Annotated in this window: 20 protein-coding genes, 3 pseudogenes and 1 riboswitch; of the genes and pseudogenes, 10 read left to right on the top strand and 13 right to left on the bottom strand. The window is 45.4% G+C overall.

Features of this window, described 5'->3' with window-relative positions; all coding sequences use genetic code 11:
* Positions 1–72 precede the first annotated feature (72 nt).
* The gene (locus BTA30_RS10790) at positions 73–234 is read left to right on the top strand and encodes a Fur-regulated basic protein FbpA (RefSeq protein ID WP_076761256.1); all 162 of its coding nucleotides are present in this window, start codon (positions 73–75) and stop codon (positions 232–234) included.
* Positions 234–389, top strand: coding sequence for a Fur-regulated basic protein FbpB (gene fbpB / locus BTA30_RS10785; protein ID WP_076761255.1), 156 nt, complete (start codon positions 234–236; stop codon positions 387–389). The genes BTA30_RS10790 and fbpB overlap by 1 nt, the downstream gene beginning before the upstream one ends.
* 52 nt (positions 390–441) lie before the next feature.
* Here fbpB and BTA30_RS10780 read toward each other — a convergent pair whose 3' ends face one another.
* The 9 genes and pseudogenes from BTA30_RS10780 to BTA30_RS24240 all read right to left on the bottom strand — a co-directional run.
* Positions 442–1,590: an acyl-CoA dehydrogenase family protein gene (locus BTA30_RS10780; RefSeq protein ID WP_076761254.1), complete on the bottom strand. Its 1,149-nt coding sequence runs from the start codon at positions 1,588–1,590 to the stop codon at positions 442–444.
* Positions 1,591–1,720: 130 nt separating this feature from the next.
* The gene (locus BTA30_RS10775) at positions 1,721–2,059 is read right to left on the bottom strand and encodes a hypothetical protein (RefSeq protein ID WP_076761253.1); all 339 of its coding nucleotides are present in this window, start codon (positions 2,057–2,059) and stop codon (positions 1,721–1,723) included.
* Positions 2,060–2,182: 123 nt separating this feature from the next.
* Positions 2,183–2,950 carry an ABC transporter permease gene (locus tag BTA30_RS10770; protein WP_076761252.1) on the bottom strand — a complete coding sequence of 256 codons (768 nt, stop codon included), beginning with the start codon at positions 2,948–2,950 and terminating at the stop codon, positions 2,183–2,185.
* Positions 2,943–3,869 carry an ABC transporter ATP-binding protein gene (locus tag BTA30_RS10765; RefSeq protein WP_076761251.1) on the bottom strand — a complete coding sequence of 309 codons (927 nt, stop codon included), beginning with the start codon at positions 3,867–3,869 and terminating at the stop codon, positions 2,943–2,945. Before BTA30_RS10765 ends, BTA30_RS10770 begins: the two co-directional genes overlap by 8 nt.
* 70 nt (positions 3,870–3,939) lie before the next feature.
* A complete protein-coding gene (locus tag BTA30_RS10760; protein WP_076761250.1) occupies positions 3,940–5,184 on the bottom strand; it encodes a dicarboxylate/amino acid:cation symporter in 1,245 nt (414 codons plus the stop codon).
* A gap of 73 nt (positions 5,185–5,257) precedes the next feature.
* Positions 5,258–5,399, bottom strand: a riboswitch (cyclic di-AMP (ydaO/yuaA leader).
* A 71-nt stretch (positions 5,400–5,470) separates the two neighbouring features.
* Positions 5,471–6,511: an AI-2E family transporter gene (locus BTA30_RS10755; RefSeq protein WP_076761249.1), complete on the bottom strand. Its 1,041-nt coding sequence runs from the start codon at positions 6,509–6,511 to the stop codon at positions 5,471–5,473.
* A gap of 224 nt (positions 6,512–6,735) precedes the next feature.
* Entirely contained in the window at positions 6,736–7,116 is a 381-nt protein-coding gene (gene gsiB, locus BTA30_RS10750; protein ID WP_076761248.1) for a glucose starvation-inducible protein GsiB, read from the bottom strand.
* Positions 7,117–7,227: 111 nt separating this feature from the next.
* A pseudogene (locus BTA30_RS24245) lies at positions 7,228–7,575 on the bottom strand (YdbC family protein); the annotation flags it as partial.
* A gap of 21 nt (positions 7,576–7,596) precedes the next feature.
* Positions 7,597–7,914, bottom strand: a pseudogene (locus BTA30_RS24240) (cupin domain-containing protein); the annotation flags it as partial.
* Positions 7,915–7,917: 3 nt separating this feature from the next.
* On the opposite strand from BTA30_RS24240, the gene BTA30_RS10740 reads away from it, so the two are divergent.
* Positions 7,918–9,354, top strand: coding sequence for a Na+/H+ antiporter NhaC family protein (locus BTA30_RS10740; RefSeq protein WP_275667190.1), 1,437 nt, complete (start codon positions 7,918–7,920; stop codon positions 9,352–9,354).
* A 42-nt stretch (positions 9,355–9,396) separates the two neighbouring features.
* Here BTA30_RS10740 and BTA30_RS10735 read toward each other — a convergent pair whose 3' ends face one another.
* Complete coding sequence (locus BTA30_RS10735; protein WP_076761247.1) at positions 9,397–10,245, bottom strand: EcsC family protein; 849 nt, start codon at positions 10,243–10,245, stop codon at positions 9,397–9,399.
* A gap of 121 nt (positions 10,246–10,366) precedes the next feature.
* Here BTA30_RS10735 and BTA30_RS10730 point away from each other — a divergent pair, with 121 nt between their 5' ends.
* Both BTA30_RS10730 and BTA30_RS23165 read left to right on the top strand, forming a co-directional pair.
* Positions 10,367–10,813: a DUF2188 domain-containing protein gene (locus BTA30_RS10730; RefSeq protein WP_076761246.1), complete on the top strand. Its 447-nt coding sequence runs from the start codon at positions 10,367–10,369 to the stop codon at positions 10,811–10,813.
* A 3-nt stretch (positions 10,814–10,816) separates the two neighbouring features.
* Positions 10,817–10,954: a hypothetical protein gene (locus tag BTA30_RS23165; RefSeq protein WP_158027622.1), complete on the top strand. Its 138-nt coding sequence runs from the start codon at positions 10,817–10,819 to the stop codon at positions 10,952–10,954.
* A gap of 100 nt (positions 10,955–11,054) precedes the next feature.
* Here the strand turns inward: BTA30_RS23165 and BTA30_RS10725 are convergent, their stop codons facing one another.
* A complete protein-coding gene (locus BTA30_RS10725; RefSeq protein WP_076761245.1) occupies positions 11,055–12,254 on the bottom strand; it encodes a macrolide family glycosyltransferase in 1,200 nt (399 codons plus the stop codon).
* 307 nt (positions 12,255–12,561) lie between these two features.
* Between BTA30_RS10725 and aspA the strand changes: the two genes are divergently transcribed.
* The 5 genes from aspA (at position 12,562) to BTA30_RS10700 (ending at position 16,733) form a co-directional block, all read left to right on the top strand.
* A complete protein-coding gene (gene aspA / locus BTA30_RS10720) occupies positions 12,562–13,983 on the top strand; it encodes an aspartate ammonia-lyase (RefSeq protein ID WP_076761244.1) in 1,422 nt (473 codons plus the stop codon).
* Between the two features lie 95 nt (positions 13,984–14,078).
* Entirely contained in the window at positions 14,079–14,345 is a 267-nt protein-coding gene (locus BTA30_RS10715; RefSeq protein WP_076761321.1) for a GlsB/YeaQ/YmgE family stress response membrane protein, read from the top strand.
* 176 nt (positions 14,346–14,521) lie between these two features.
* Positions 14,522–15,802 (top strand): Nramp family divalent metal transporter, encoded by a 1,281-nt coding sequence (locus BTA30_RS10710; RefSeq protein WP_076761243.1) that lies wholly within the window; start codon positions 14,522–14,524, stop codon positions 15,800–15,802.
* Positions 15,803–15,858: 56 nt separating this feature from the next.
* Positions 15,859–16,410, top strand: a complete 552-nt coding sequence (locus tag BTA30_RS10705; protein ID WP_076761242.1) for a GNAT family N-acetyltransferase — start codon at positions 15,859–15,861, stop codon at positions 16,408–16,410.
* 71 nt (positions 16,411–16,481) lie between these two features.
* A complete protein-coding gene (locus BTA30_RS10700; protein WP_076761241.1) occupies positions 16,482–16,733 on the top strand; it encodes a hypothetical protein in 252 nt (83 codons plus the stop codon).
* Positions 16,734–16,904: 171 nt separating this feature from the next.
* Here the strand turns inward: BTA30_RS10700 and BTA30_RS10695 are convergent.
* Positions 16,905–17,522, bottom strand: a pseudogene (locus BTA30_RS10695) (lytic polysaccharide monooxygenase auxiliary activity family 9 protein); the annotation flags it as partial.
* A 191-nt stretch (positions 17,523–17,713) separates the two neighbouring features.
* Positions 17,714–19,435: a pyruvate oxidase gene (locus BTA30_RS10690; protein ID WP_076761240.1), complete on the bottom strand. Its 1,722-nt coding sequence runs from the start codon at positions 19,433–19,435 to the stop codon at positions 17,714–17,716.
* Between the last annotated feature and the right edge of the window lie 72 nt (positions 19,436–19,507).

Below are 19,507 nucleotides of genomic sequence, written 5' to 3'. Positions count from 1 at the left end.
TGTGGTTTTGTTTTGTATAATACTAAGTGATAATGATTATCAATATCAATTATAAGTATGAGGTGAATATCTATGGCCCCTCAATTAAAAGAAGCGGTGGAAATTAGAAGAAAACGATTAATACAGCGGTTAATTCAGCTGGGTATATACAAAAAAGCAGAACGCCATCTTTATGAATTGACTTTAAGCGAACTTGAAAGCGAATACCGATCATTAAAGAAAGGCGGACAATAATGTCAAAACGAAAGATTAAAACCTACCATCAGCTTGTCGAAGAATATAAGAAAGAAATCATCCGCAGCCCTAAAGAAATGGATATGATCTATGCGAAAATGGACCGCAGACATGAAAACAGTCTGCTCTCCGTCTCTAAAGAAAAACGACTATAAAAAGAAGCCGGACGTTTTTGTCCGGCTTCTTTTGACGTTTGTGAAGCAGATCCTATTCGCTGAATGCCAATCCTGCAAGCTTGCTGATTGTCGCATCATCCATCGGCGGGTTGTGGAGTCCCGCCCGGACGTCGCGGTAGTATCTCTGCAGCGGGTTTGTTCTGGCCAGGCTTTTCGCTCCGACGACTCTCATCGCTTTGTCTACGACAGCAACAGCTGTATTTGTGACCGTATGCTTAACGGCTCCAAGCTCTCCTGTTAAAAGGCCGCGGCGTTTTGGATCATCATAAAGCTCTGCGACATGATACAAAAAATGACGGGCTTTCATCAGCTCAAGATCCATTTCACCGATATGCCGCTGAACCGCGGGCACTTCTTTAATCGGCCCTTTCAAACTGTTGGGCGTATAGTCATTTGCAAATCGGACGGCATCATCTCTCGCTGCTTGCGCGATCCCCAGATAAACGGCCGGAATGTGCAAAAGCCAGCCATTGATTTTATCCGTTCTTTTTTTCATTTGCAGCTCAACGAGCATGGAATCGTTCAGGCGGACATCAGTCAGAACTAGATCATGGCTCCCAGTGCCTCGCATCGCGATCATATCCCATGTTTCTTCGATTGCCAGTCCTTCCGTGTCCTTATGAATTAAAAAAACGCCGATCGTTTGTTTTTCTTCAACCCATGCGGTGACAAGAAAATAATCTAGCACGGGAGACATTGTCGTAAAGGTTTTTCTCCCATTAACTACCCAGCCGTCCCCTTCTCTGACGGCATTCGTACCAGGGCGGCCGCCTCTCGTCGGGCTGCCTGTCTGCGCTTCGCTGGCTGCTCTGTTGATAAGCGCACCGTTTAACGCTTCTTCAGAAATCAAAGTAAACACATCATTGTCCCAGCTGTTTCCTTCTGCCAATTCCCCCATCACACTCAAGTGCCAGCCGATGCTGAGAGCCGTGGGTCCGTCGCCTTTGGCCAGCCTTTCCTGAAAGAGCAGCATGTCATAAAGCGAAATGCCTTCTCCTCCGTAGTCTTTGCCGACAGTCAGCGCTGTATAGCCTGAATCACGCAGCTTTTGAACATGTTCTTCAGGAAACAAAGCATGTTCATCATAATAGGCTGACGTTTTCGCAAACTCATCTGCAAGATTCCCAATTTTGCTTAGCCATTCCTGCTGTTTTTCATTTTTTACAAATACTGAGCACACACCGGCACCCTCCTGACATAATTCCGATAAGTTTAATAAGTATTATAGTTTTATAAAAGCGAATGTGCAACCAATAACCATGATCATGCAAAAAAGCACGCACTCGGCGAGTGCGCACTTTTCTTTTGATTTAAACGGTTTGACCGTCCCTGCCGTCCACCTTCATACCGAGGTAGATCAGCATGTATGTTAAATAGCCCATCGTGACCGCAAGACCGCCGAAGAAAAAGTCGGAAAAAAGCGGTTCTTCATATGCGGCAATGCCGGCCAGCACGATCCAGCTTGCATAAAGATACCCCATAAAAAGGCGGACGCCGTTTTTTAATTGATATAACATAAACAAACCTGCAAGCGAAAACATTCCAAGTGCAAGTCTAAAATAAACGAGATGATCGAAATGAAATGCAAAAGATGCGAATGAAAATGACAACAGCAAAATCATCGGCATAGCCGTAATAAATTTTCTCATAGATGTCTCATCCCCCATTCCCTTATCGTTCAAATTATAAGGGAAAAAGGGATTATGAATCGGTAAATGCGACATTTTTCACAAAAGTGTCATTCCTTTCGTCACACTTTTGACAAATATCTTTTATACCCTCATATCTCGTTTACAGAAGCTCCACCAAGCCGCACCGAGAAAAAATACGAAATGGGTGAAGATGATAAACAGTGAAAATAAAGGTGTCATTCCCGCAAACAGCGGCTTTGTCTGTCCAGCGTATTGGGTTAAATCGGTGTTGGCAAACAGCAAAAATTTCCCAAGCGGGTTTTCCAAGTACGACATGATCGTAACAAGCATTTTCGCTCCATACAGTACGACAATCGAAACCATGATGCTGAGCGCACTGCTTCTAAACAATGCCGAGCATAAAAAGGCAAACGAAACCATCAAAAAAACTTCAAGCCACTGTGAACCGATTAGCTGGAGCGTATTTAAAAATAACGGCTCCGCTTTTTCGTCAAGCTTCACACCGAAAAAGAGCAGGCCGAACAGCAAAGAAAATCCGTAGTAGATGAAAAAAAGCCAAATGCTTGCGAGCACGCTCGTCAAAAACTTTGAAACTAAAATTTTCTCCCTGCTGACAGGGCGGATCAGCAAAAATTTGATCGTCTTTTTATCATATTCAAACGATATGATGGAGGCTGCCACCACAATCGAAAGTCCCTGCAAGAGAATATTGAGGTTTGGCGCAAACGAAAAATAGCCGATAAAATGATCATCGGCGCCGGCTCCCATCAGGATCCTCTTCGTCACCAAAGCAAGCAGAAATTGCAGGATAACAATCAGAGCCAGCGATACAAATGTTACTCTTCGCTTAAGCAGTTTGACATGCTCGTTTTGAATCAGTCTAAACATCAGAATTCCTCTCTTCCGTCCCATTCGTCAACACCATATATTCATCCTCAAGAGAATGTTTAAACGGCGATATCGAATAGACGTCGATATCGTTTGCGACAAGCTGTTGGTTTAAAGCCGGTATTTGCGCTTTCGCGACTTTGACGGCCAGCATTCCTTTTTCTGCATATGCTTCATATCCATGCTCTGACAGCCACTGAAGCGCTTTTTCCTGAGGCTGCACTTCCAAAAGCGCCTTTTCCCGTTTTTCGTCTCTATCATTCAGGATGACTTCCGATTTGATCTTTCCTTTTTGAAGAATGACGACGCGGTCGCACAAGTCTTCCACTTCCTTCAGCAAGTGGGTGGCAAAAAGGATCGCCGTCCCTTCCTCTTTGGCCAGTTCCCGCAAATGTTCACGGAAATCTTTCATTCCCGCCGGATCCAATCCATTTGTCGGTTCGTCCAAAATCAGCAGCTTGGGCCGGTGAAGAATCGCCTGAGCAATTCCGAGACGCTGCTTCATTCCGAGCGAATATGTTTTCACTTTATCATGAATCGCCGCTTCCAGACCGACTCTTATGACCACTTCTTTTAATCTTTCAATTGTAATATCGTGATGCATATTGGCATAATGTTTCAGATTTTCATAGCCTGTCAAATACGGGTAAAATTCAGGATTTTCGACGATCGCTCCGACCGCTTGAATCGCTTGTTCAAATTGGCGGTCAATCGGGAAACCGTTTATGGCAATCGAACCGCCGCTCATTTGGATTAAACCGGTGATCAATTTGATGAGCGTTGTTTTTCCCGAACCGTTCGGACCGAGCAGGCCGATGATTTCGCCTTCCTCCGCCGTCAAATGAATATCGTGCAGTATCATCCGGCCGTCCATGTTTTTATCTACGTTTTCTATATGTAAAACAGGATGTTTCGCCATGATTTCCTCCTCAATCCAAAAAAATAAACAGCGCCTGAAACAGGCACTGTTTGATTATAGCATTTTTGCTTTACATGGACACTTCTGTATGAGGGGCTTCGATTTTGCCGTGTTTTTTCTCTGTCTCGGTGACAATGACGGCACATGCCGCATCCCCTGTTGTGTTGACAGCCGTCCGGATCATGTCCAAGAGTCGGTCAATTCCCAATATTAGCGCAATTCCTTCAACAGGTAGACCAACCGTCTGAAGAACCATTGCCAGAAGGATCAATCCAACGCCGGGAACCCCCGCTGTTCCGATGCTGGCAAGCACTGCTGTCAGTACGACTGTTATCAGCTGGGTAAATGACAGGTCAACATTGTAAACCTGGGCGATAAACACTGTCGCAACCCCTTGCATGATCGCCGTTCCGTCCATATTGATCGTAGCTCCGAGCGGCTGAACAAAGCTGCTGATCGGCTCAGGTACTTTCAGCTTTCTTTGAGCGACGTCCATCGAAACCGGCAATGTCGCATTACTGCTTGACGTACTGAACGCAACAACCATCACTTCTGAAAAATCTTTAAAGAATGTTAAAGGATTTCGTTTTGCAATCAGAGCCACTGTCGAGCCGTACGTAACGACCGCATGGATGAAAAGAGCAAGAATAACGACAATCATATAAAGTCCCATCGCTTTGATGGCATCCCAGCCTTGACTTCCGATTGCGCCTGCGATCAAACCGAACGTTCCATATGGCGCGAACTTCATGACAAAGTTGACGAGGTACATCATTAAATCGTTCCCTTGTTCAACCACTTTCAGAAGGGCATCCGCTTTTTTCCCAAGCATTGTAATCCCGAGGCCGACTAAGATGGAGAAGGCGATGATTTGCAGCATATTTCCTTCAGCCATCGCTTGAACAGGGTTTGTCGGAATGATATTCAAAAGCGTTTCAGCAACGTTTGGCGCTTTCTCCGCAGAGTATTCGGCAGCGCTTGTATCATAGGTCCCAATTTTCCCCGGCTTTATGACCAGTGCCAAAATAAGTCCGATAGTAATAGCGACCGCAGTCGTTGTCAAAAAGTAAGAAATCGTCTTCGCACCGATTCTGCCAAGCTTCTTCGGATCTCCAAGTCCCGCTACCCCTAAAGTGAGAGAGAAGAAAACAATCGGTACAACAAGCATTTTAATCAGATTTAAAAAGATCGTGCCGAGCGGTCCGAATAAAAATGTATTTAGCTTGTTAAATAAGTCCGGTGAAGTGACATTTAAAATAATACCGACAGCTGCACCGAGCAATAAGCCAATGATAATCTTTGTAGCTAACTTCATATTGATGCCTCCCCTTTCTAAAAAAAGCCCATGAGAGATCTCCCACGGGCTTTTACCATTCAATTTGGTTCCACATGACTCTCTTCACGTTGATGAGGTTAGCTGACGGGTTCGGACGAAGAGATGTCCGTCTTTCTGTCCGTTATAGAACAGAAAAATTCACCCCAAATGATCGGGTCCCCCACTCCTACAAAAGGATTAAACGTGTGGCGCTATATAATTATATAACAGTTATACCTGAAAATTCGAAATATGTAAACCACCTTTTTTGATTTACAAATATATGCTATTTATTAATGCCGGCCGTTCGGTTTTCTTCTCGATTTGTCACATCCAGTATATCCAATAAGAAAACAAATATTGGAATCCCGATGATTAGTCCCCAAATCCCTATAAAATGTTCAGAGAAAATCAACACGATAAACGTGAAGAAAATCGGCAGCTCCGTCTTTGCGGACATCAATTTCGGATTCAGGAAATAGGTTTCGATCGCATGAACAATCATGATGACCAGGACCAAAGAAACAATATAAGCGATCCCGCCGATGCTGTACGCGATGATGCTCAGCGGAATGAGGGAAATGACAACACCGGCGACCGGAACCAATCCAAGGAAAAACACCATCACCGCCAGGCCGAAAAGCTGAGGAAAACCCATGATTCCGAGAGCGATTGTCGTTAAGGCGCAATTGATAGAGGCAATGATGAACTGAGCTTCGAGCACCTTGCCGAACGTTCTCGTGAATTTTTTGCCAAAGTACGCAATTTCTGCATAGAAAACGGCGACCTTGCTCGTTTTAAATTTATTCATCAAGCTCATGACTTTATCTTTTTCAATCAGGAAAAACATGCTGAGAATTAATGACAGGATCACTTGCAAGCCAAATGCGCTGATATCCGTAACATATGTATAGATAAAGTTAAGCCCTTTTTCCAAATATGATGTCAGGTTGAAATCGCCGAATATATCGGTGATCATATCAAGAAAAGGAATACTGTCAGGGTGAGAAGCGATATATTTTCCTTGTTTAATAATCTGCTGTATTTGCGTGATGATCACGGGATAATACATCACTCCGCCAATCGAAAGCCCGATGGCAAGAGCCGCGTATAAACAGGATATAATCAGTCTCTGGCTGACCTTAATAAAACGGTTTAAAAAGCTTCTGATCACATTTTCCAAACGGTTCATTAAAAAGGTGAAAATAAATGTAAGCAAAATGAGATTCATCATGCTTCGGAATAGATATAAAACCCCCGCCAAAACTACAAAAACAAAAAAACGCCTGACCCCAGGGTGCTGAAAAAATTTAAACAACGCTGCCATTCGAGTACACTCCCACCAGTACTTTAGTCCTTAACTTTTTAGCATATTCAAAGTCACATCATTACAATTAGAGTACCATCTGTAAATTATATAACAAAACACCGCGGAAATCTCATTTCAAGATCAATAATTAATAATAATTTAATATAGACAAATCCAGGTTAGCGGACAGTTAAAGCATAAAAAAAGAGAGGGGCTGCTGTAAAGCCCCTCTCTCCTGCTGATTAACCGCTTCTTCTTTGGCGTCCGCCTTTTTCGCCGATCTCTCGGTAAAACTCCTTATCATGATTTTGACTCGTTTTTTCCCCGCCTTTTTGACCGATCTCTTGGTAGAACTCTTTATCATGAGTTTGGCTTGTCTTTTCTCCGCCTTTTTCACCGATTTCTTGATAGAATTCTTTGTCATGAGTTTGGCTTGTCTTTTCTCCGCCTTTTTCGCCGATTTCTTGGTAGAATTCCTTATCATGGTTTTGGCTTGTTGTTTCCCCGCCTTTATGGCCGATTTCTTGGTAGAACTCTTTATCATGGTTTTGGCTTGTTTTCTCCCCGCCTTTTCTACCTGCTTCTTCACGGCTCATTTTGTTATTTTCGTTATTGTTTGCCATTTTTAACTCCTCCTTTTGAAGTGTTATGGTTTTTACATTCCACATCTGAAAAAGAGTAAACAAAAATAGCACATTCACGAAAGTCGCGGAGAACATCAGTGGACAGCCCGCTTAGCCTCTCACCCCGTTTACCGTCCATTCCGGTTCAAGGACAAGCCCCAGCACGCGCTTCTCGAGGGTGCGGCTTATATCGATCGGATTTTCGATAAGCTCAATATCGCTTGATTCAAACGTTCCTTTCTGACTCGTTCTTTCATATATCAGATCGTGCTCTCTCTCCATAAATTGCAAATAATCGCGTTTTGTCTTCCAAAGCGCCATAATCACAGCTTCCGGACCGTTCTCGGACTCCCGCCATCCTCCCCATTGCCTGATGAGCCCATTGATGTTTTGAAGCGGTCGCCATTTGGCCTGGGCTTCACTAAACGGCCGTTTGTTTTGTCCGGCCGGCTTGCACTGAATCAGCTTCAGCACGTTGCCTTCTGCAAATATCACGGTTTCCGCGCTTGTTTTTTCCATACAAAGGTTAACCGTCCTCACATTCGCGCGCGTCCGGTGAATCGCGCCTCTCGGAATGAGCAGTGAATCGTTCGGTTTCACCGCTTCCGTGCCACGATCCTTAAAGTCGATCAATAGCTCCCCCTCCAAAACAATAAACAGCTCATCTGAATCAGGGTGAAAGTGCCACACATAATCGCCTTGCAAGACTGCGATCCGCATGCAGTGATTATTCACCTCTGAGACGATGAAATTGGCGTGTTTCTCCTTGATGTCCTTTGTCAGATCAGAAAAGTTCATTTTATGTCCAGGTTTCAAGTTGATCAGCTTCCCCTCTTTTTGTTTGCTTTTCTCCCGAACTTATTTTACCATTTGACTTTTGACCGTTCGCCTTTTAAAGTGTTGGATATTGATGAAAAAACGGTTTTAACGATAGAAGAGGTGTACAGCATGGAAAAACAAAACGGAAAAGCTTCCGGGCTTTTGCCGCTATTTTTATTTGTTTGTTTATTCGTCGGATCAGGACTTATAACGGGCGACTTTTACAGCCTTCCAATTGTAGTCGCGGCCTTGGCTGCATCCGTTGTTTCGCTCGCCATGAACCGAAAGGAACCGCTTAGCCGGAAGACGGAATGGTTTGCAAAAGGCGCGGGACATCCTGATATTATGATCATGGTGATGATCTTTATTTTGGCGGGGGCGTTTTCTTCTGCTGCAAAAGCAATGGGGGCTGTGGATTCGACCGTGAATCTGGCTCTATCATTCGTACCGGAGCAGTTTATGGTCGCCGGCTTATTTATCATTGCCGCTTTCATCTCCATTTCGATGGGAACTTCGACCGGAACGATTGCGGCACTCGTTCCGATCAGTGCAGGGATCAGCGCCGAAATAGGCGTTCCCGCGGCGTTCTCGGTAGCTGCCGTTGTCGGCGGCGCAATGTTCGGAGATAACTTGTCTTTTATTTCTGATACGACGATTGCCGCTGTCCGCACTCAGAAAACGAAAATGTCGGACAAATTTAAAACGAATTTCCTGATCGTGCTGCCCGCCGCAATCGTAACGATCATTCTGCTGATGATTTTCTCGTCGGGAGGACACCTTGAATCCCAGGAAGGGACATACAGCTGGATAAAAGTGCTGCCATATCTCGGCGTCTTGATTTTTGCGCTTCTCGGTTTTAATGTGATGGCCGTCATCCTTGGCGGAATCGTTTTAGCCGGTGTGATCGGAATTTTCGACGGCAGCCTGACCCTCCACTCTTATTTAACGGCGATCACAGAAGGGATTGGCGGGATGTCTGAGCTGATCATCCTGTCTCTTCTGATCGGCGGAATGGCGGAAATGATGAAGCGGAACGGCGGAATCACCTTCCTGCTCGAATTCGTTTCCCGGCGGATCCGCACAAAAAAAGGAGCGGAAGCCGGAATTGCGGGGCTCGTCAGCGCAGCCAATCTGGCTACGGCCAATAATACAATTGCTATCATCACAGCCGGACCTCTCGCCAAGGATCTATCCGACCAATACGGAATCGACAATCGGAAATCGGCAAGCATCCTTGATATCTTTTCATGCGTCATTCAAGGACTGATCCCCTACGGAGCACAAATGCTGTCAGCGGCGCAAATTGCGAAGATATCGCCGATCAGCATTCTTCCTTATTCTTTCTATCCGGTTTTGATCGGCATCTGCGGGATTTTTGCGATTGTCTTCGCGCTCCCGCGTTTTACAGAAAAATCTTAGCGGCATAAAGGGATGCATGGTCAAACCGGCATCCCTTTTCATTTACTCTTGATCTCTGTTTTCCCGGGGACATTCCTCATTTTCTTTCTCAATCTCTGCAAGCTTCTCAAGGATTCTCCGCTTTTTATACATCATCATCCCTGTTTCAGCCACTCCGTTCATCATCGAACGATTCGAGATCGCACCAAAGAGAATGCCTGCTATGGGCACCATTTGAAATAGCTTTTTCCAGCCGAAGGAATCACGGTATGTATAAACGACTTCCCGCCAGCCTTGAATTTGCGAGACCATATTATTGCGGGTGCCGGGGCTTTGGTGATAGTGGCTGAGTTCTTCTATAATCGCTCTCTTTCCGACAATGTCAGCCGAACTGAGCTGCAGGCACTTGATGATGAACATTCGTTCCGTTTTCTCTTGCGGGTTGTAGCCATAAGATACCGCGATATCCTGCAAGGTTTTTAAAGAAAGGCCGAGGATTGCGGGAATATCGACTGCGAGTGTAAAAATGCCGCCTACCCCCGTTGTCGCCCCTTGTACGGCCGCGGTGTTTGCTCTGTTTTTCCCAAGATCTTCACAGATTTGATCCATAACCGCTAAAGGAGCTTTTTGGATATCTTCAATCGTTTGAATCGTTTCATTCGGAAGCTTTTTCTGATACTTGCGAATCAGATGTTTTTCAGAAGTCAGATATTGCCCGCCGTTTTGAATAAAGCCGCCGATTTCATCCAGCAGCAGGCCGATTTTGTCTTGAATAAATGCAGGCGTCAGCTTGTCCAGCACTTTGAACGGAAGCCTTCCGATTCTTTCCCAAAACCATGCTTTCTGCTGTTCTTTTTCCCATTTTTCAATGATTTTCAACTGTTCTTCTAAATCTGTCTGCACGTTGCGCACGGAGAGTCCGTCCTCCTTATTGTTTTGTTATAGTATACAATGTTTCACCTCAGAATTCCGGTTTTTTCATTCGCTTGAAACGGGTAAATAAAAACCATACCTAAAAAGGGGGAATCAAGCGATGCCTTGGTCAATGGAAGACTATCCCGCTTCACTCAAAAATGTAGACAAACCGGTTAAAAAGAAAGCTATTGAAATTGCAAACGCGATGATGGATGAAGGCTATGAGGAAAACCGCGTCATTCCGATTGCAACGAGCAAGGCAAAGGAATGGGCCGAAAACAGAAGCAAAAGTGAACTCAAGGCTTACTCAGAAGAAGCAGATGAGACAGAGCGCGATGATGACAGCTCAAATTCGCGTCCAGCTCTGGCGGAAACGTGTGAACACGTCATCAAGCATGAAAAAGGATGGGCGGTGAAAGCCGAAGATGCCAAGAGGGCCAGCGATGTGAAGGAGACAAAACGAGAGGCGGTTGAACGGGCGAAAGAAATCGCCCGAAATAAAGGGACCGCCGTTATCGTCCACAAAAAGGACGGCAGTGTTCAGAAAAAGATACGGATGGACTAAAGTGTGACCCGAAACCATTGCAGTCTGGGAAGGGCGAGCATCGGGCTTTTACAGGACGTGATAACGACGGTGTTCGGACAGGACGTCCGCGCACTTAGATGTGATGACGGCGGCGTTCAGTCAGGACGCCTGAGCGATTAGCCGCCGTTCCTTTCTTGAATGTGAGCACCGACTTCAGCATACCTGACAACGAATGCGAGGGTTTGTCGACACGCTGTGACTCTCCTGATGGGGAGCGTCTTTAGTTTTTATGCACAAGTTCAAAAACAGCATCTGCAGCTTTTTGGTAGCCGCCGGCGTTGCGAAGCGATTTGCCGATTTTGGCAGCACCGTTTGCATAAGAGCGGTTTTCGATGATTTCTTTTATTTTTGTTCGCAGAATAGATGAGGAAAGCTCTGTTTTGTCCAGCATCATTCCTGCGCCTACCTGTTCTACCCTGCTGGCGACGAAGAACTGATCACCACCCATCGGGATGACGAGCAGCGGCGTGTCAAAGTAAAGCCCCTCATTTGTACTATTCATCCCACCGTGTGTGACAAATAAATCTGCTTTTTTCAAAAGCTCCAATTGCGGAATATAAGACCTGACAATAAAGTGATCCGGTATTTGATCGAGCTCATTTGGATTCGTATTTTTGCCAATTGACAACACCACTTTTCCGTCGAAGTCTTTCAAGGCTTCAATGCACATGTTATAAATGTCTTTTTGCTGATTAAAGATCGTCCCCATTGAGATGACGATGACGGTTTCACCCTCCAGCTCTTCGAATGGGAAGCCTTCCGGATCTTGGCGGTTTGTGATAGACGGCCCGACAAACAGATAATTCTCATCAAATCGTTCGGCATAAGGCTGAAATTCTCTCGATGTGAAGACTATTGTTATATCTCCGCGGCATGAAAACACATCGAACGGCTGACGAAGGCTGATAGGATACTGGTCATTTAATTCGCAGAGAGACTGCTTGAATTTTTCAAAGTAAGGCGAACGTTCAAGATCGTTTTGAGGATTTTGTGTAAATGAGCTGACAAACCCTTCATCCATTGCAAATGTCGTACATAATGAAATGCTCGGCAGCTCCAGCATTTCAGCAATGATTTTCCCAGCCAGAAAATGATGATCGAAAATCACATAGTCATAAGATTCGTCCTTCACTTCCTGATAGATGATCTGAACGATCTCGTCCGCTTTTTTGGCCATGTTGTAGCCTATTTCGGCAAAGTCCATTTCCTTTTCATCTGTTACGTTTTTCCCCAATGACAAAAAATCTCTGAAATCGGGATATAAACGAACTTCAGCCCCTGTTTTTTTAATTTTTTCTGCGTATTCTTCGACCGCATAATATACAACCTTTTCTCCTCGTCCCTGAAGCTCTTTTGTCACACCAAGCGAAGGGTTGATGTGACCTTCCCCGGGAAAATTGATCATCAGTACGTTTCCCATCACAGCTCTTCCTTTCTCATATTAAAATTTTATATAAGGAATTTACTACAAAAAAGCGAAACAAGTAAAGAAATTTAATTAAGTTAATAATATACAAACATAACTATTTGACCAGTTGTCTCTTTCTGCATATCTTTCCTTAAATTTTTTTGACATGCAAATGATCCGATATCATTACTAAAAACAGGCTTTTTAATACTTGACAGCCTGTTTTCAGGAGTCGATTTTACTTTTTTTAAAGCAAAGTAAAACACGGCGGATCGTGGCACACTACATCATAAGAAACGACATACGGAGGGTTATAACCATGGAAACGAAAACAACCCGAATTGAAAAAGATTTTCTAGGCGAAAAAGAAGTTCCGGCTGACGCTTACTATGGCGTGCAGACCATGAGGGCGGTAGAGAACTTTCCGATCACAGGCTATCAGATCGATGAAGAATTGATTAACGGTTTGGCGATGATCAAAAAAGCAGCAGCTCTCGCCAACATGGATATCAAGCGGTTATATAAAGATCTTGGCAAAGTCATCGTTAAGGCGGCCGGCGAAATATTGGAAGGGCTGTGGCATGATCATTTTATCGTCGATCCCATTCAAGGCGGAGCCGGCACTTCAATGAATATGAATGCAAACGAGGTCATCGCAAATAGAGGATTGGAGCTTTTAGGAAAAGAAAAAGGCGATTATTTTCATTTAAGCCCGAACACACATGTCAACATGGCTCAATCAACGAATGACGTTTTTCCGACAGCCATTCATCTCGCAACATTGAATCATTTAAAAAAGCTTTTGGCGACGATGGAAGATATGCTTGATGCATTCCGCGAAAAAGCAGCCGAATTTGATTCCGTCATCAAAATGGGGCGGACTCATCTTCAAGATGCGGTTCCCATTCGGCTCGGACAGGAATTTGAGGCATATTCGCGCGTGATTGAGCGCGACATCGAGCGGATCAGACAATCCCGCCACCATCTTTATGAAGTCAATATGGGAGCGACCGCGGTCGGCACAGGACTGAACGCTGATCCAACATACATTCAAAATGTCGTTGAGCATTTGTCAGAGATCAGCGGCTATCAGCTGACAGGGGCGGATCACCTTGTCGATGCCACCCAAAACACCGATGCTTACACAGAGGTTTCCGCCGCCCTAAAAGTAGGGATGATGAACATGTCTAAAATCGCGAACGATATTCGCTTAATGGCCTCTGGACCAAGGGCGGGGCTTGCGGAAATCCGGCTTCCGCCGCGCCAGCCCGGTTCTTCCATTATGCCGGGCAAAGTGAATCCGGTCATGCCCGAGCTGATGAATCAGATCGCATTTCAGGTCATCGGCAACGATCATACCATCTGCCTTGCTTCAGAAGCGGGACAGCTTGAATTAAACGTGATGGAGCCTGTTCTTGTATTTAACCTGCTGCAATCAATCAAAATCATGAACAACGGATTCCGCGTGTTCACCGATTACTGCATCAAAGGGATCGAAGCAAATGAAATCAGGCTGAAAGAATTTGTTGAAAAAAGCGTCGGCGTCATTACCGCCGTCAACCCCCATCTAGGGTATGAGGCAGCTGCCAGAATTGCCAAAGAGGCCATTGCCACAGGCCAATCTGTACGCGAACTTTGTTTATTGCATGATGTTTTAACAGAGGAGGAGCTTGATCTCATTCTAGATCCGTATGAGATGACGCACCCCGGAATTGCCGGCGCTTCCCTGCTCGAGGAATAAACAGTCGTCCCGCCCGATATGCTTTCGAACGTTTAGCAAAGCAAAAGAGAGGCTAAACACGTAATATAAATCAATTGAAAGAGGGTGGAATGACAATGTTGGGATTTCTCGTTTCTTTAATCGTTGCAATTGTCATCGGTTTAATCGGAGGTGCAATCGGAGGCAATGGCGCTCCCGGCGGCATCATCGGCTCAATGGTTGTCGGCTTTATCGGAGCTTGGATCGGCCACGGGCTGTTCGGAACCTGGGGGCCTGATATTGCGGGATTCGCCATCTTTCCGGCCATTATCGGCGCCGCGATTCTCGTCTTTATTTTAAGCCTCATCTTCCGCGGAAGAATGGGTTCCCGATCCGAAGCATAAATTAGCCAGCATCGCAGAAGCGATGCTGGTTTTTGTTTACGCTAAACAATTCCTGCATAAACTATAGCATCACATAGTTGACAATTTAGGATGTAAGGGCATATGATGAATATGGAATTTGCACTAAGGAAACTTTTGTGTATAAGGAAAAACAACGGAGAATCTAGGTGAATCATATGGTCAGTCAGGATCTATCCAGACACGCACAAATATCTAAAGCAGCTCAAGATGCACTAGACGGAAAAAGCAGAGGATTCAAAAGGCTGCTTCCTTTTTTAGGGCCGGCTTTCATTGCAGCCATTGCTTATATCGATCCCGGCAACTTTGCAACGAACATCGCCGCAGGTTCCAAATATGGATATTTGCTCTTATGGGTGATTCTTTTTTCTAATATCATGGCACTGCTTATTCAATCATTATCCGCAAAGCTCGGCATTGCGACTGGAAAAAACCTTCCCGAAATCGCAAGAGAAGAATTTCCAAAACCGGTGTCAGTCGGTTTGTGGATTCAAGGAGAGCTTGTCGTCATTGCGACAGACCTTGCCGAATTTATCGGAGCGGCTCTCGGCCTTTATCTGCTGTTCGGCATTCCGCTTCTTGAAGCGTCCATTATTGCGGCGGCAGGGTCATTTGCGATCCTGGAACTGCAAAGACGCGGCGTCCGGCCGCTTGAAGCGGCGATTACGGGAATGCTGTTTATCGTCGTGATTGCCTTTGCCTTTCAAACCTTTTTCGCAAAACCTGACCTCGGATCTGTTTTGGAGGGCATGTTTGTTCCCCGTTTTAACGGAACCGACAGCATCCTGCTGGCGGCGGGTATCTTGGGAGCAACCGTCATGCCGCATGCCATTTACTTGCATTCCGCTCTCACCCAGCGAAGAGTAGTCGGAAAAACAGAAGCAGAGAAGAAGAAAATTTTCCGTTTTGAATTTATAGATATTTTGATCGCCATGCTGATTGCCGGAGCTATCAATGCGAGCATGCTGATCGTCGCTGCTGCATTGTTTTTCAAACACGGTATTTTTGTCGAGGATTTGGATGTGGCCTTCAGCCACTTCAGCAGCATGGTCAGTCCGCTGGCCGCCGTTTTATTCGGCATCGGGCTTTTAACAGCGGGCTTATCCAGTTCATCTGTCGGAACGCTTTCCGGAGATATCATCATGCAGGGATTTATCAATTTTCGGATTCCGCTTTATCTAAGACGGTTTATTACGATTCTGCCGCCTATTGCCATCATTGCATCAGGCGTCAATCCGACAAATGCTCTTGTTATGAGCCAGGTCGTCCTGTCATTCGGGATCGCCTTCGCTCTCATCCCGCTCATCTTATTTACAAGCAGTAAGCGCATTATGGGAAGCCTCAAAAATGCGAAGTGGGTGACAGCCGTCTCTTGGCTCATCGCTGTGCTGATCGTCACCCTGAACATTTTCCTTATCTTCGATACATTTTTCGGCTAAAAAAGCTGACTTCGGTCGGCTTTTTTATATTATACTGAAGAAAAGGAGGATTATGGATGTTCAAACTGAAGATCGATGATGACCTCTACTTAAAAAAACTCGAACCGATAGATGCACCTAGTGTCTATATGCAGATCCAGCAGTCGAAGGATGATTTAAGAAACTGGCTGTATTGGGTGGACGGAACAAAGAAGCTTGAAGACACCGAAGCCTTTATTGAAGATTGTATGAAACAGGCCGCCGCGAATAACGGCTTTCAGGCCGGAATCTGGCAGCAAAATCAATTTGCCGGCATCATCGGCCTCCACTATATCAATTGGATCAACCGTACGACTTCGCTCGGCTACTGGCTTGGGAAGTCTTTTCAGGGGAATGGAATGATGACGAAAGCATGCCAGGGGCTGATTGATATGCTGTTTAATGAATATGAGCTAAACCGGATCGAAATCAGGGCCGCAACAAAAAACTTTAAAAGCCAGGCGATTCCCGAAAGACTTGGATTTACGAAGGAAGGCTGCCTCAGACAATGCGAGTGGCTCCATGATCACTATGCCGATCATTTTGTCTACGGTCTGCTAAAGGAAGAATACGACGCACGCAGCAAATGAGTCCGAAATTTGTCACACGCATTTTCGGCCCCAATCTGGTATGATAAATTAAAAAATATGGAGTTTTGGCTATGAGAGTATTTATCCTGTTTTACCTATGGATCGTCCCGCTTATCATCGGTCTGATATTTTTTCGGATTACCCAAAGGACGAGCTTTCAAAAAAGGTTCTATCCGGGCTATGTGATGATCGGACTGGCTGCTGGCGTTTTTGCTGTCTGCTATTTGATCGGACAGCCGTATCTCGGCAATTTCTTTGGAGGCACGATGCTGTTTGGAACCCTTCTTCCATTCACAGCAGCGGCAATGAAGAAAAAGAAATAATCCGGTTATACTAAACTAAGTAAAATACACGAATTTTAAAGCCTGCTTCGATTTTTTCGAAGAACAGGCTTTTTCATTTTCATTTGATCTGTTTGCACCAAAACCCACTCATATGCAAAACGAATGTCCAGACCGTTTTGATCAGCAGATCAAGCAACCGGGGCTTTATTTATTCTCTAAATCAACATCGATGACATTATAGAAAGCGTTTTCAGTGTCAGCCACGTCCCAAACAGCCAATATCACATGATATCCTTGGCGGTCTTCAGGTACATAGATTTGATGTGATAAATGATTCGATGCAGGCGAACCGTCATGTTCAATTGTTCCAATCTGCTCAAAATCGGCCCGCTCCAGCGGTTGATTGGGATCCCAGCCTTTTTTGGTGATATAGTAATGCCATTGGCTGGTTTTGTGGGGGGCGGTATATTTCCAAGTAAATGTATGTTCTCCACCGGTCATGATATGTTTAAACCAGCGTTCTCCGGTTTGCTGATCAAGAATGCCGCCGAACAATCCACCCGCAGACGCAATTTGTCCATCGGCAGGTCCTGCCTGCGGAAACCCTTTTTTCGCTTCCAAGCTTTGCGGCTCATACATCACGCTTCCGCAATTCAAGTTAAGCAGCCCATAAGCCTCACTGCACAAAGCCGCTCTGCTTCCGGGTTTTTCAATAAAACCATGTGCAAAAGCCTGCTGAGGAATGATTGATGAACCCAGCAATCCTGCCGCCAATATAACAGCGGCGCTTAGCGTTTTTTGAAAATGAAATGAAAATTTACGCTGCATATGGATATCCCCTCTCTCTTTTTTAGATGATGAGATGGGTTTTGATGCAAAAAGAAAAAACAAACAAGCGCCTTACGCTCTCCTTCTTATATTTTCCATACTGATTTTAACATGCGGAAATGATAAATCAACAGAATCTTCAAAAAATAAAAAACAGCCAAGGAAGCAACATTATGCCCCTTGGCCATTCACTACAATATCCTTTTTAAACTTTTCTTTAACGGCGGCAGGTCAAGTTCTTTTTTCTCAAAGAATTTCTTCATCATATATTTGCTGTAGTTTGCCGCTTGTGTATAGGATATTTTTCCGGGGAGCGGCGGTTCGTCTTCAATTGCCACATCGATAATCGCCGGTTCTTGTGATTGAAAAGCATTTTTCAGGGCAGGAATGAGTTCTTCATGCCTTGTCACGCTGAACCCCTTCCCTCCGCATGCTTCGGCAAATTTGGCATAATCGACGTTTTCGAGCGCTGTCGCATATTCAAGATGCCCCTTTTCCTGTTGTTCATATTGAATCATGCCTAAGTTTTGATTATTTAAGATGACGACAACAATCGGGAGATCATATTTGACAGCGGTCGGAAAATCGTGCATGGACATGCTGAAGCCGCCGTCTCCGCATACGGCTACAACCTGGCGTTCCGGATAAGAAAGCTTTGCGGAAATAGCGCCGGGAAGGCCGCATCCCATCGTGCCAAGCCAGCTTGATATAAGAAAATCCTGATTGGTCATATTAAAATGGCGCGTCATCCAGACCGTCACGTTTCCGACGTCAACGGAAAGGACCCCATCATCTGCGACAGCATCTTCAAGCCTTGCGATCACTTGCTGAGGCTTAAGCGGTGATGTCGCCTCCTGCTCATCTTTTTCAATTTGATATCGCCACTTGTTCATATGCTCTGTACAGCTTTCCAAAAATGAGCGGCTCGTTTTCCGTTCAATTGTTTTCGTCAGTTCAAATAGTCCGGTCTTCGCATCACAGACAAGGCCGGCGGTGACAGGATACCGCTTGCCGATTTTTGCCGGGTTGTTGTCAAGCTGGATGGCCGGCGTATCTTCCGGCAGATAATCACGGTAAGGAAATGAAGTCCCCAGCATGATCAAAAGATCGCATGCCTCCATCGCTTCATATGCAGACTTTGTGCCGATGTGTCCGAGGTTTCCGAGCATATGCGGATGCCGATCAGGGACGGCGCCTTTTGCCGGAAGCGTGATGATGATCGGGGCGGCTGCTTTATCTGCAAACTCCAGCAGTTCCTCCCTTGCCGATTTCATTCCCCTTCCCGCCAAAATAACCGGCTTTTTCGCTTCATTGATCAGCTGCGCACACTGCATAAGCTGGCTTTGCTTCGGGTAAAGATCTCCTTCAATATAAAGCGCGGACGTATAAACCGGCTTCCTCTTGATCTTTTCTGCAAACAGGTTATCAGATACGGTCAGAACGGCGACCCCTTTTTGGCTGTATGCGGTGCGGATCGCTTGATTTAAAAGATCAGGCAGCGCTTCGGCCGAATGAACCTGCTGATTGAAGACAGCTACATCCTCAAACATCCTCTCAAGGCCGATTTCCTGAAATGTATCCCTTCCGATTTCATTTGAAGATACCTGTCCTGCAATGGCAAGCACAGGTACACCGTCAGCTTTTGCATCATAAAGCCCGTTCAGCAGATGAACGGCGCCGGGCCCCGCGATTGAAAGGCAGACACCGATTTTGCCTGTCAGCTTCGCATCGGCCGCGGCAGCAAGAGCCGCGGTTTCTTCATGGCGCACTTGAACGAAGCGGAGATTGTTTTCTTCATGCCGCAATTCATCAACAAATTCGTTGATGCTGTCCCCCGGCATGCCGTAAACATGATCAATATTCCATTCCTTCAGCAGCTCTGCCCCTATTTTTCCTGCGGTTTTGTTTGCCATATCACGTCCTCCTTTGTTTATCCATACCACTTTTTCGCTGACGGGAAACGTGATACGGCATGCTGACGAAAG

It is taken from the genome of Bacillus swezeyi (assembly GCF_001969815.1).
Lineage (GTDB): Bacteria > Bacillota > Bacilli > Bacillales > Bacillaceae > Bacillus > Bacillus swezeyi.
Note: the sequence above shows the minus strand (reverse complement) of the source record. Positions and strands in the feature narration are given on the sequence as shown.

What these genes read in the sequence shown, in the direction of transcription:
- fbpB (WP_076761255.1), top strand. Translation starts at nt 234, where the DNA reads ATGTCAAAACGAAAGATTAAAACCTACCATCAGCTTGTCGAAGAATAT.
- BTA30_RS10690 (WP_076761240.1), bottom strand. Translation starts at nt 19,435, where the DNA reads ATGGCAAACAAAACCGCAGGAAAAATAGGGGCAGAGCTGCTGAAGGAA.
- gsiB (WP_076761248.1), bottom strand. Translation starts at nt 7,116, where the DNA reads ATGGCAAACAATAACGAAAATAACAAAATGAGCCGTGAAGAAGCAGGT.
- BTA30_RS10760 (WP_076761250.1), bottom strand. Translation starts at nt 5,184, where the DNA reads ATGAAGTTAGCTACAAAGATTATCATTGGCTTATTGCTCGGTGCAGCT.
- BTA30_RS10775 (WP_076761253.1), bottom strand. Translation starts at nt 2,059, where the DNA reads ATGAGAAAATTTATTACGGCTATGCCGATGATTTTGCTGTTGTCATTT.
- BTA30_RS10715 (WP_076761321.1), top strand. Translation starts at nt 14,079, where the DNA reads ATGTTGGGATTTCTCGTTTCTTTAATCGTTGCAATTGTCATCGGTTTA.
- BTA30_RS10700 (WP_076761241.1), top strand. Translation starts at nt 16,482, where the DNA reads ATGAGAGTATTTATCCTGTTTTACCTATGGATCGTCCCGCTTATCATC.
- BTA30_RS10710 (WP_076761243.1), top strand. Translation starts at nt 14,522, where the DNA reads ATGGTCAGTCAGGATCTATCCAGACACGCACAAATATCTAAAGCAGCT.
- aspA (WP_076761244.1), top strand. Translation starts at nt 12,562, where the DNA reads ATGGAAACGAAAACAACCCGAATTGAAAAAGATTTTCTAGGCGAAAAA.
- BTA30_RS10770 (WP_076761252.1), bottom strand. Translation starts at nt 2,950, where the DNA reads ATGTTTAGACTGATTCAAAACGAGCATGTCAAACTGCTTAAGCGAAGA.
- BTA30_RS10765 (WP_076761251.1), bottom strand. Translation starts at nt 3,869, where the DNA reads ATGGCGAAACATCCTGTTTTACATATAGAAAACGTAGATAAAAACATG.
- BTA30_RS10705 (WP_076761242.1), top strand. Translation starts at nt 15,859, where the DNA reads ATGTTCAAACTGAAGATCGATGATGACCTCTACTTAAAAAAACTCGAA.
- BTA30_RS10725 (WP_076761245.1), bottom strand. Translation starts at nt 12,254, where the DNA reads ATGGGAAACGTACTGATGATCAATTTTCCCGGGGAAGGTCACATCAAC.
- BTA30_RS10790 (WP_076761256.1), top strand. Translation starts at nt 73, where the DNA reads ATGGCCCCTCAATTAAAAGAAGCGGTGGAAATTAGAAGAAAACGATTA.
- BTA30_RS10730 (WP_076761246.1), top strand. Translation starts at nt 10,367, where the DNA reads ATGCCTTGGTCAATGGAAGACTATCCCGCTTCACTCAAAAATGTAGAC.
- BTA30_RS10740 (WP_275667190.1), top strand. Translation starts at nt 7,918, where the DNA reads ATGTCCAGGTTTCAAGTTGATCAGCTTCCCCTCTTTTTGTTTGCTTTT.
- BTA30_RS10755 (WP_076761249.1), bottom strand. Translation starts at nt 6,511, where the DNA reads ATGGCAGCGTTGTTTAAATTTTTTCAGCACCCTGGGGTCAGGCGTTTT.